The 12,171-nt window shown below is 59.6% G+C and carries 5 protein-coding genes; 2 read left to right on the plus strand and 3 right to left on the minus strand.

The genetic code is table 11. The features are described 5' to 3' along the window. Window positions 1–166 precede the first annotated feature (166 nt). The gene (locus H7B90_RS18735; protein WP_185137413.1) at window positions 167–7,216 is read right to left on the minus strand and encodes a DUF4350 domain-containing protein; all 7,050 of its coding nucleotides are present in this window, start codon (window positions 7,214–7,216) and stop codon (window positions 167–169) included. Window positions 7,217–7,825: 609 nt separating this feature from the next. Between H7B90_RS18735 and H7B90_RS18740 the strand changes: the two genes are divergently transcribed. Further along, on the plus strand, window positions 7,826–8,641 hold the full coding sequence (locus H7B90_RS18740; RefSeq protein ID WP_185137414.1) for a hypothetical protein: 816 nt from the start codon (window positions 7,826–7,828) through the stop codon (window positions 8,639–8,641). 92 nt (window positions 8,642–8,733) lie between these two features. Here the strand turns inward: H7B90_RS18740 and H7B90_RS18745 are convergent, their stop codons facing one another. After that, entirely contained in the window at window positions 8,734–9,648 is a 915-nt protein-coding gene (locus H7B90_RS18745; protein WP_246578883.1) for a LysR family transcriptional regulator, read from the minus strand. Window positions 9,649–9,749: 101 nt separating this feature from the next. Here H7B90_RS18745 and H7B90_RS18750 point away from each other — a divergent pair, with 101 nt between their 5' ends. Continuing rightward, complete coding sequence (locus H7B90_RS18750; protein WP_185137415.1) at window positions 9,750–10,628, plus strand: NAD(P)-dependent oxidoreductase; 879 nt, start codon at window positions 9,750–9,752, stop codon at window positions 10,626–10,628. A 67-nt stretch (window positions 10,629–10,695) separates the two neighbouring features. Here H7B90_RS18750 and H7B90_RS18755 read toward each other — a convergent pair whose 3' ends face one another. Next, a complete protein-coding gene (locus tag H7B90_RS18755; protein ID WP_246578882.1) occupies window positions 10,696–11,760 on the minus strand; it encodes an ABC transporter substrate-binding protein in 1,065 nt (354 codons plus the stop codon). Between the last annotated feature and the right edge of the window lie 411 nt (window positions 11,761–12,171).

Below are 12,171 nucleotides of genomic sequence, written 5' to 3' on the forward strand. Positions count from 1 at the left end.
CTCCTTCGCCTCGTCTTCTATCGAAAAAATGTAGCCTCTATATTTCACATTTGTTCGATTTATTATACCGAGGAACCGGCCGGGGAGCAATCGTCCTTAAGGGAAGAAAAGCGGGAGGAACGCCCGTCTCGATCCAAGGCTTCTCTCCCGCTTCCCCGTGCGAACCTTATCCGTTCTTCAGCAGATTATAGATGATCTGGGCCGCTTCGGCCCGGGTCGCGGCTCCTTGCGGATCGAACCGCCCGCCGTCCTTGCCCTTCACGAGTCCGAGACCGGCCGCCGCCTTCACGCTGTCGGCCGCCCAGGAAGCGACCGATGCCGCATCCCGGAAGGAGTCGAGGCCGCCGGTGCCGGGAGCGGCGTTCGCCGTCAACCGGTACGCGTTCATCAGCATGACGGCCATCTCTTCCCGGGTAATCGTCCCTTGCGGGTTGAACTCCCCGGACGGGCTACCTTTCGCGATCCCCTTCCCGTAAGCGATCGAGACCGCCTGAGCGAACCATGCGTCCGACGGCACGTCCTTGAACGGCGCGGCCGGAGCTCCCGATCCCGGAAGCTTCAGCGCCTTGACGAGCAGCGCCGCGAATTCCGCGCGCGTGATCGGGCGCGTCGGCTCGAACTTCGACGTCGATGTTCCGTCGACGACGCCTTTGACCGCCAGCTCCTGAACGACTTCGTAAGCCCAGTGCGTCAAAGGCAAGTCGTCGAGCTTGCGCGTCATTTCCAGAACCGCGTATTTGGCGAGGCGATCGATCCGGACGACCAGTTCTCCGTTCACGACCTCGCCGCCCACATACTCAAGAGCCCCGTTATCCGCCACTCGATAGAGGCCGACCCGATTCGGGCGGGCGGAATCCGCGATTTTCAGACGCAGCGTGATCGGTTGGTCCAGCTCCGTCAGGCTGGCCGACGGGCCGTTGGCCGCCGCGATCGAGAGCCCCAGGTCGTAAGCGAAGCCCGCGGGCTTCGCTTCCCACTTCGCCGCATCCGCGTTCCAGCCGATCGCCGCCTGTACTTCCGATTCGACAAGCGGGTTCAGCCCGAGTCCGATCGTGCCGTTCTTGCTCTCCTCCGCTCCCAGCTTGTCGGCCAGTTGCTTCAGCAGCGCGGAAGGAATCCGTACGGCGAGGTTATCGCCGCTTACTTCCAGATCGGAGCCGGACAGCAGCTCGGCCGCATTCGAAGGAAGCTTCACTTCGTTCGTGTCGCTTGCGACCTTGACGATCGCCGTTCCGCTTCCGCTGTCCTTCAGCGAATCGGCGGGGACGACGACCGTTCGGCCGTTGTTCGACCCAGAACCGGAACCGTTGCCGTTGCCATTTCCATTTCCCTTACCATTACCATTTCCGTTACTATTCCCATTACCATTACCATTACCATTGCTATTGCCATTTCCGTTTCCGGAACCCCCATCGCCGGAGCCCGAGCCGCTTGAAGATTTCGCCGGAATCTCGACCTTGATCTCGCCCGTGTCCGCCGTGCTTCCGTCGAATAGTCTCGTCACGGTCAGGACGACCGTTACCGTCTTCTTGGAGCCGGGCGGCTTAATCGTTCCGTCCGTCTTCAGCACGTTCGTGTCGCTCGAGCTCTTGATCGCCACGGAGAACCCGGATGGGACCGTCGGCAGCGTCAGCTTCTTCGCGTCCTTGGCCGGCGCCGGGATGCTTGCGATCGCCGCGGCCACCGATGCCGCCGTCGGCTCGCCGCTATCCTTCGGCGTCACGGTCACTTTGACCGTATCCGAGAAAGCTCCGTTGCCCGCCTTCGCCGTGATGACGGCTTCGCCTGCGCCGACAGCCGTCACGACGCCATCGGCGACCTTCGCCACCGCTTCGTCGCTCGAGCTCCAGACGACGCTCTTGTCCGTCGCGTTCTCCGGCGTCACCGTCGCCGTCAGCGTTCCGCTATCCCCTACCTTCAGGTCCAACGTCTCCTTGTCCAGCGTCACTCCGGCTACCGGAACGTCCGGTTCGGGCTCGGCCTTCGTTCCGATCAGTTCGCTCGTGCTTCTGACGCGAATGCGGTAGCCTTCGGAGAACTTGCCCGTAAGCCCGACCGCTTCCAGCGTATCGCCGGCTTCAAGCTTGGGCACCGGGATCGTGCCTTGGTTGACGATATAGCCGTCGGTGAACACGAGCGCGTCCCCGCTTCCGTCGTTGATGACGTACGAATACTCGTCGTAGATCGAGACGACCTTGCCTTTCACCCGAACGAGCTGACCCTCGTAGTCTTCCTCCGTCGCCTGCTTCGTCGTAATCGGTCGCGGCTCGACCGGCGTCGTCGATCCCGTCTTGATGACGTCGACGGCGAAGGCGTCGAATTCCAATTCCTTGTTGTTCTCGAAATACTTGATGTGGCCGTAAACCCGGACCGTATCGCCCAACGCGAGAGCTCCCGCCGGCACTTCCTTGTACACCATGATTCCGCCCGTGGAATCCTGCATGTAGAAGGCGTCGAAGAACGTTCCGGCGGCGGACGTTACCGTGCCCTCGGCGACGACCGGAGAATCGAGCGGCAGCTTGCGAGCTTCCGCGATCGGAAGGACCTTCGCTTCCCGGCTCGCCAGCCAATCGATCGAATTCAGCGCAAGGATGTTGTTGCCGTTCAACGGGTCGGCCGCGTCCAGCTGGTTGTCGTTGAACAGGTTCATGCCGGCCACGAATACCCGCCCTTGGCCGACTTGCTCCACCGCGATCGCCGGAATCGTCGAACCGTTCGTCGTCGTATCCGATGCCAGATGATAAACCCGGGACGCGCGGGACACATTGTCCTGGTACGTCGTCGCGTTGCCCCATGCCAGCACCTTGACGCTCGGGGTATCCGTGATCGCGCTGCCGTTAGGTCCGACCAGGCTCGCCCCGCTGTAATATTCGAGCGTCGAGATTCGGTCCGTGATCCTGCTGTTGTTCGGCGTAATATGCAGGCGAACCGCGAACTTGTACAGCTGGTTGCCCCAGAAGTTCCCTTCCGGACTATCGTCAAAAATGCCGTCGTGGTTCACCCGGATCCCGGAGCCGATCTCTTGGAGAAGATCGTTATTGACGGTCGGGTCGACGTTGTAGTTGCTCTTCTCGGTCAGAAGCAAGGAGCCTCCGCCCTGCACGAACGCCGCCACCGCCTGATTCTCCGAAGTGGTCAGATCCGCGTACGGATGGGAGATGACGAGAATCTGCGCTCCGCTCAGCAAGTCCGCAGTCAAGGAGCTTTTGTTCTCTTTGACGGTATAGCCTTGCTCCCTCAGCAACTGCGTGAAGATTTTAAAATTGTCCTTATAAGTCCCCGTGTCGGTCGTCGTGTTCTCGTTCTTGTGGGAGGCGTCGATCAGAACCGTGATGCCGAGCGGTTCCTTGACCGTCACCGGGAGCGAATGCCGGTTGTCGTCCGGGCTGTCTCCCTCGATCGGATCGATGACCGCGATGACGTTGTGCGATCCCGGGGTTTTCGCGTTCCAGGCGGCTTGCGCCGTTACGGTCTTGCCCGCGGCGATCGCCGGGAACGAGGCCTGGCCGATGAGATGCGCGGCGTCGACGGTATCCTCGTACATTTTCACGGTAACGTTCTGGACGTCCTGCAGCCCGTAGTTCCCGATCTCGGCTTGAACCGTCGCGTCCGTTCCCGCCACGACCGCGCCGCTCGTGATCGAGAGGCTCGTCACCTTCACGTCGACAGCGACCGCTTCCGACCAGACGGGCGCCGAATAGATCCGGTCTCCGTCCTTCTGCGTCACTTTGACGACGTACCAGGCTTGGCTGCCGACTTTGACTTCCGGTTCCCAAGTGAAGTTGATCTCGTTCCCGGAAGGCGTATAGGTCTGGATCGCCTTGCCACCGTTCGAGATGATCTCGACCTTCGCGACGTTGTCGTTCGCCGCATAAGTACTGGGCAGATAGCTGTACTCCGGAATTTTATTATTTTCCTGCACCGGGTCCTGCCCCGTGATCTTGAACTTGATCGTGCTGCCCGAGACGGTGGAGCCCATATAGGCGCCGTTCGCGAACAGGTCCAGCTGGAAGTTCGGGTCTTCGCTCATGTAGACGCGCATGTTCTTCATGGAGCTGTAGAGCGACTCCCTCGTCAGATCCTTCGCGACGACGACGGTGCGCTTCATCGTCTGTCCCCAGGTCCGGTCGTGGTTGTCCTCCCCGTATACCGGAGCAAGGTGCCAGCCCATGTCGAGCGCGCGATAGAACTTCGATTCGGTGTTCGAATACGTGTATTTGCCGGAGCCGTTGCCGACTTCAATCATAGAGAAGCCTCTGTCCGCCGCTTCGTCGTAAGGAGCGAAGTTGCCGTAAGGCGTGTTCGGCCAGTCCGGATGGTTGAAGACTCCGATGACGTCGTTGTCGTACGTTTTGATCCAATCGTAGAACTTGTTGTAGTCCGTATTGTAGTACTTGCCGCTAAGCAGGCGGTCGATGAAGTTGTCCGTTCCGAAAACGTTCGAGTGCCCCCAGATCGTCGAAGTCATCTCGAAGGAAGGAATCGCGATGAACTCGCCGTTCACCGTTCCTTCTTCTACCTGCTTCTTGATCTCCTTCCACTGCTCTCCGCCCGTTCTCTCCGGTTGGCCGCCGTGCATGACGGTGTCTTTGTCTGCCAGATCGGCATCGATATCGTGGGAGTGGTCGGTGATGGCGATCCAGTCGAAGCCGTATTTCTTGGCCGATGCGATCGCTTCCGCCGGAGTTCCCGAGCCGTCATGGGAAAATTGGGTGTGATCGTGCGTCGTGCCGCGGTAATGGTTCCCTCCCGAGAACGGCTCCGCTACGGTGAAGGTCCAGTTGACCGACGACGTGTTCCCTTTCTTGTCGATCGCGGTCACCGATACTTGGTGCGCTCCCAAGCCGAGCGCTTCGGAGGGAACGTATTCGATCCGCAGCGCCGGCAACGAGGACGAGACCGTTGTCACGGCCGCCGAGGAGGTCACGTCCGCCCCGTCGACCTTCAAGGAGATCGACTGCACCCCGCTCATGTCCTGAGCCGTCGCGCCGATGGTCGGGTTGTAGGACTCTACCGTCTCGTTATTGCCGGGGCGATAGCTTGCGATCTCCGGGCCCGCGGCGTCCGCCTGCAGCGTGACGGAGTAGGGAGCTTCGGAGCTTCCGGCGTAAGCCGTCTGCCCGCCTCCCGTCGCCGCGAGGTAATATTGGAAGCCGAACAATCCCGCCAGATCGGCGGCCGGAATGGACGCGGAATAATCGGTTCCGTTCGTCGTCGTCATGGCGAGCTCCCGGTATGCGGCAGAGCTGTCCGCGCGATAAAACGCTTTGACGGAATCGGCCGCTGTCGCGGTCGCTGCGATCGGCACGTCCGCCCCCGTATAGGCCTGCGCGATCGGAGTATGGTTCAGCGACAGGGTCGCCGCGATATCGGCGATCGAACGTGGGAAAATTTGATAGCCGCTCGTATACGGAGACGACGTATCGTATTGGCCGACGATGCCCGTGATCGTATAGGTTTTGCCTACCGCGAGGACGTTCGGCGTGTCGATGCCCGTCGCGTTCATGACGCGAATCGTGATCGACTTGCTCGTGTTGTCCGGGTCCTTCGCCGTCACGTTGTACGCCGTCGCCCCCGAAGCCGCCACCGCGCTGATCGTCGCCTTCGCCGTAACCAATTGGCCTTCGAGAGGCTCCGCAGTCGCGAAGGCGTTCAAGTCGGCGATGCTCGTCGCCTTCGGTGCGGGCAGCGCTACGCTGGCGCTGATCAGAGCGATCTCCGTCGGCACCAGCTCGATCAAGCCGTTGTAATTCGTGATCGTTCCCGTAACGCGGAGCTTGTTCCCCTTCGCGATCGTCAATCCGTGGGCGTAGCCGCCGTAAACGTTGATGCCGCCCGTGGCGTCTTGCAGGTAGAAGTTGCTGTTGCCGGAGCCGATCACGTTGTTGTCGATGGTAACGACGCCTTCTACCGCGACCGGGACGGAGCCGCCGATCACCGGGACGCCGTTGGCGTCCACCGCGCGTACCGACGCGATCGTCTGCACGGACATGTCCTGCTTCGCCGCGCTTGCCGCGGGGCTCGGCAGGCCGCGGCCGTTGTCGGTATGCAGCACTTGCGTCACGTAGACGGTATCCGGGCCCGACGTTATCTTCACCGAGAAGCCCTTATCGCTTCCGGCCGTCGCCGATCCGATCAACGTCGCCAGCGCTTCGTCCGCGTACACGGTAATTGCCGCGTTCGCGACCTCCGCCGTCCCGGTCAGCGTTCCGTTGCCGGACGAATCGAGGGTGTAGGAACCGACGGTTACTACGGGCAACGCCGTTGCCGCGTCGATTCGCAGCGCCAGGCTCTCCGGCTTGCCGGTCTCCTCGGCCGTGACGTATACCGATGCCGAATCGGCGGGCACGGCGATCGAGAAGCTGCCGTCCGCCTCCGCCGTATCCTGATCGACGAGTCGGCCGCCCGATGCGGGATCGGCGTCATAGGCGCGTACCGTCGCACCCGCAGGAGCAGCGGAAGTGAAGCCGGTCAGCACGTCGCCAGTTAATTGGATATTCTTGCCGACAGGCAGAGCGCTTGCTGGGTTCTCTCCCTGCTGGTACGGCTCTTCGACAACGGACGAATTCCGCGGAGTCGGGGCGGCGACGGCGAAGTCCGTCTTGTTGTCGTCCGTGTCCAGGCTGCTGCCGTACCCGGCGTTAATCTGGCCGTCGCCGTCCTTGCGGATCGCCGCGGTTGTGTTGGACAGCGCGCCAGTCGCCCCGGAGCCTTCGTATTCGTTCGCGGCGCCGAAGCCGACGAAGTCGACGACTTCGGGGGAAGATTTACCTGTAATGGCGGATTGCCCCGCCACAAGAGCGACCTTGCCTCCTGTGGCTGCCATCGCCAGGGTCCCGATGGCGTCCGGAGCCGGAAGAGCCGCGGCCGCGCCCGTTCCGGCGACCTCCTGTACGAGAAAGTAACCGTGCGATTTAATGACGCTTCCGTCCGGAATCGCGGTGGCCGCCCAATTCGAGTTGGTTGCGGAGGCATATTGGACGGACCACCCGCCGATCTCGATATCGGAGCCGGTCGGATTATAAAGCTCGATAAAGTCGTTCTTGTACGGCGCGCCGGAGTTGCCGCCTCCGCCGTAAACCTGGCTGATGACCACGTTCCCTCCGTCGGTCGCCGCCATCGTTCTCCCCGGCCCGACGTACGCCAGTCCTAACGCCAGCGATGCCGCCAGCGCCAAGCTAACGGTTTTTTTCGTTTTGCGTATCCATGCGTTCATGTTCAGCCCTCCAAGTTGAATTTATCGTTCTTGCTTGTCCGCCTTGCTTCACCCCCACCTCCAACATTCGTTCATTTTATGTAGAACATAATTACAGAGAACCATACATATGGGGTACTATAGCACTGGATTATTTGGTAACCGTAAAGCAGGGATTAAATATAGATTGATATTTTTGAGCGACGAAGATCCGGATACAGAAAGAGGAAACTGAGGAAAACAGGCTGAAAAACTGTTCAATGGGAAGGTGTAAATTGAAATTTTGTAATAATACCAATTTTACAAAGGTGATATATATGGGATAATATATGCCAATGCGGCGGCCTTGTAAATCCTTTTTCAGCTTTTTCTCGTTTGTAGAAAGAAATTATGTTAGATTTCATCACGCCGGGAAGAGATTGACGGCATCGATTTAGGGGAAATTTATCAAAAAAGACGCCCTCGCTTCGGAGCTTGACGACCGGGCCGAATCGCGCTATATTGAGAACAATAGTTCGCCCTGCATCGCCTTATCAGGAAGCACCTGTAAGGAAGAGCCGATTACGGCTTTTTCTTGCGGGTGCTTTTTATCGTTCTGCCACACTATTCGAAGGATGGAGGAATGGAAGGATGAGAAGCGTGAAGGGGATCGTCGCATTGTTGTTGGGGGTTATGCTGGCGGTCGGAGCGCCTGCGGCGGGGAACGCGGCGACGGTGGAGTGGCCCGTCTCGACGAAGGTCGCATGGGACAAGGCGGTTGCCGAGGCGGACGGAGACCTGGCCGCGAAGATGAAGGCGCAGTACGGCGAGCTGTTAAGCTTGCGGTCGGCGGAGAACGGGCTGGACGAGAAGATCAAGACGGTCCATTACAATAACGCCGAGGCCTTGACCGTCACGAGGAACAAGATCAAGCAGATCAACGCCGCCAAGCTGAGCTCCCTCCAGGAACAGGCGAAGAAGACGCGCGAGCGCTACCAGCCGCTGCTCGACAAGTACAAGCAGCTGAACCAGCAGATCGCCGTGGCCCGAGCTCTCGGGAACAAGGAGGTCAAGGCGGCGCTGCAAGCGTCGGCCGATCTGCTCAAGCCGGCCGTCCAAGCGGCCCGCGACGCGATCAAGAACCAGGACGAAGCCTACAAGGCGGCCAAGGACGCGACCGCGAAGACGGCGAAGATGATCCGGACGACGCTGGAGGATATCGACGCGTACAAGGTGAAGATCAGCGCGGCGAAGAGCTCGGTGACGGCCGCCAAGTCCGCCATATCTCCGTTAGCCAAGTCGTTCGCCCAGTCGATCAAGAAGGGCGAAGCCAAGTCGGCGTCGAGTTCGCTTGCCAGCATTCTGACCCTCTACCGCCAATTGACGGCGCACAAGGAGAAGATCTACGGCTACGAGCAGAATATCAGCTCGATCCTCTCGAAGGCGAAGGGGCAGTTCCCCGCTTAAAGCGAAGGAGGGGAGAGCGGGAACGGGAAGAGACCCGTTCTTCTCTCCCTCTAAGGCGGCCGGGTATCCTCTGCTTGCCAGCAATCCCCTGCCTACTTCATGGACTCTCGCATCAATTGGGAGAATGCCGTGAACGCCTTGCTTGAATACCGGTCTTTGCGTCGGACAAGACTGGTTTGAGTATAACGATATTTTTCGGGAACCGGGAAGGCGCCTAATTGCGAATAGACTCCGGTCAGGGCGGAGGCGGGCATTACTGTGGCGGCAAGGCCGGAGCGCACGCAGCCGATAAGAGTCTCCAAGGAACTGAATTCTATGAAGTTGCCGAGAGAAATTCCTTCTCCTTGCAACCACTCTTCCAGTATTCGTCTGAAAGGGCAACCTATTGGAGAGACTGCCCATCGCGTATTCGCCAAATCCGGATAGTCATCCCCGGACGACTGGGAAATCAATTTTAATTCTTCATCTTGGATATTCTCGACGATCAGATAAGGCGAGTCGAAGTTGCCGATCACGAACGCGCCGTCCAACTGATGATTCAATACTTTATCCAGGAGGTCCGGCGAATTGCCCGTCCATATGGATAAGGAGACGTCGGGGTAGCGGTGTTGATAATCGGCCAGAACGTCAATGAAGTTCAGGCAGGTTATGCTGTCCACAACCCCGATCGCCAGCGGGCCGCTTGGATAGGAGGTCTCCTTCACTCTCGTCACGGCCTCCGAGGACAAGTTCAGAATGGTATGGGCGTATTCTTTGAATATTTCTCCTTTATCGGTTAAGGTTACTCCCTTCGGCTGCCTGTAGAATAGCGGTACCCCAAGCTCGTCTTCCAGCTTGCGGATCCGCGCCGTCACGTTCGACTGTACATATCCCAGACTCTCGGCCGCGCGGGAGATGCTCCCTTCCTTGGCAATCTCCACAAATACTTTAAGATCGGATAGCTCCAAGGCTCCTCTCTCCATTCCATGGACATCAATAATTGTGATGCCTATATCAATATCAATCATTATACGCCGAGCCTCTGCGCGTTTACAATGTACCTATCCGAAGGACATCCGATCCCGAGGAGCATGTCATACTTGTGTGGAGACAAGGAGGAAGAAGCTAGATGAGCGATGTTACCGTTATCGGTTTAGGACCCATGGGGTCGGCTTTAGCTCGGGCATTTCTGCGGAACGGGTCTCGCGTAACGGTCTGGAACCGGACAAGCGAGAGAGCCGAAGCCCTCGTTCGGGAAGGAGCGATTTTCGAGCCCTCCGCGGCATCTGCGGCGAGCGCCAGCCCGATTGTCATCGTATGCGTGGCCAATTATGAAATTTCGCGCAGCATCGTGCGAACGGAAGAGGTTGCGGCGGCCCTGGCAGGCCGAATTCTAGTGGAGCTTAGTACGGGAAGCCCTCAAGATGCGAGAGAAAGCGAAGAATGGGCGGGATTGCATGGCGTCGATTATCTGGACGGGGCGATCTTGGCGACGCCTCCTCAGATAGGAATGCCCGAGACTCCCATCTTCGTATCCGGCTCGGAGGCGGCGTTCCGGCGGAGCGAGCCGACTCTCAAGATTCTGGCCGGGAACCTCTTGTATATGGGCGAGTCGGTGGGTTCGGCGTCCGCATGGGATCTGGCCGCTCTATCGACGCTATTCGGCGCGGTGTTCGGCTTCTTGCACGGCGCCCGCATTCTCGAATCGGAAGGTCATCGCGTGGATGCATTCGGATCTATGATCGCCGAGATCTCTCCGGTTCTCGGACAAATGATCAAGCACGAAGGCGAAGTGATCCAGAACGGAACCTACGGGAATCCCCAAAGCTCGGTCAAAACTTGCATGGGAACCGCGGAACTGTGGGTGAGACAAGCTCGGGAAGCCCGGATCAACTCCGACTTCCCTGATTTTACCAGACGATTGCTGGCTCAAGCGACCCAGGCCGGATACGAGAACGAGGAGCTCGCCGCGGTGATAAAGGTTCTTCGGGAAGATCGGCTTCGCTAATCATCGATATTCCGATTCAATACGCCAACCCCCGGAATCCGACGTTTCCGGGGGTGGCTCTTTTTGTCTAGTATTTTCTCTCGGCCGCAAATTTCTTGGCCGTCTGCTCGGTGAACACGCTCTCCGACGGCACGATCCTCTTGGGCAGCGTTCTTCCTTGCATCACTTCAGTGACCGCCTGCATCAAGTTCGGACCGAGCAGCGGGTTGCACTCGACGACGCAGTTGATCTTGCCCGCTATCAGCATCTCGAACGCCTTGCGGGTGCCGTCGACGGAGACGATGTAGATGTCCTTGCCCGGCCGCAGGCCGTATTCCTCGATGGCCTCGATAGCTCCCAGCGCCATGTCGTCGTTATGGGCGAACAGCACCTTGATCTCTTGGCCTTTGGCCTTGAGAATCTCCTTCATCCGCTCCTTGCCCTTGCTGACGGTGAAGTCCGCGAATTCGCTCTGGACGATCGCCAGCTCCGGGCGGGAAGCGATCGTCTCCTTGAACCCCTTGCCCCGCTCGATGGAGGGCGACGAGCCTTCCGTTCCCTTCAGCTCTGCGATGCCGATCGGGCCGGCCATGTCTCTCGTCTTGTCGAGGATATATTTGCCCGCCTTCCGGCCCTCCTCGTAGAAGTCGGCGCCGATAAACGTAACGTAGAGCGAAGAATCTTGGACGTCGATGGAGCGGTCGGAGATGATGAGGGGAATGCCGGCGGCCTTGACCTCCTTCAGAATCGGCTCCCAGCCGGACTGAACGACCGGCGCGACGGCGATGACGTCGACCTTCTGCCGGATGAAGGAGCGGATCGCTTCGAACTGCTTCTGCTGGGACTGCTCCGCGTTCTCGAACACCAGCCTGATGCCCGCTTCCTTCGCGGCGTCCTGAATCGACCGGGTGTTGGCCATCCGCCAGTCGCTCTCCGAGCCGAGCTGGGAGAAGCCGAGCACGATCGGCTTCGCGGAAGCGATCGGCTCTCCTTCCGCGTCGCTCCCCGACAAGCCGGAGACGTTCCCCGGCGCCGAAGCAGGAGCGAACGCCGTTCCCGCGGAAGGGGCGGCTCCGCCCCGGCAGCCGGCGACGGCGAGCATGCAGGCGATGGCGACCAACCACGCCGCGGCGTAACCTTTTCGTTGTCTCAAGACACTTCGCCCGCTCTCCTAGGCTATTGGATAATCTTACGATAGCCGATCCTCCGCCGGTTGGGAAGAGGCCGGCGCAGGCGCTGCGCCGCCGAACGCTGAATGCCGGATTTTTCGGTATTCGCACGCCGGCGGTGCCTCGGGAGCACTCCCAATGCCGATTTATTCGGCATTCACGCGTCGCTGAAGCCTCGCGGCCACGTTCAATGCCGAATTTTTCGGCATTCATGGGACGGCGGAGCTTTGTTCGTCCGCTGAATGCCGGTTTTTTCGGTATTGGCGCGCTGTCGAAGCTCCGCAAGCGCGTCCAATGGCGATTTTTTCGCCATCCACACGTCGCTGGAGACTCGCGAGCACACCCAATGGCGAATTTCTCGCCATTCATGCGCCGCTGGAGCCTGGCGAGCACGC

The sequence above is a fragment of the Cohnella xylanilytica genome (genome assembly GCF_014212175.1).
Lineage (GTDB): Bacteria > Bacillota > Bacilli > Paenibacillales > Paenibacillaceae > Cohnella > Cohnella xylanilytica.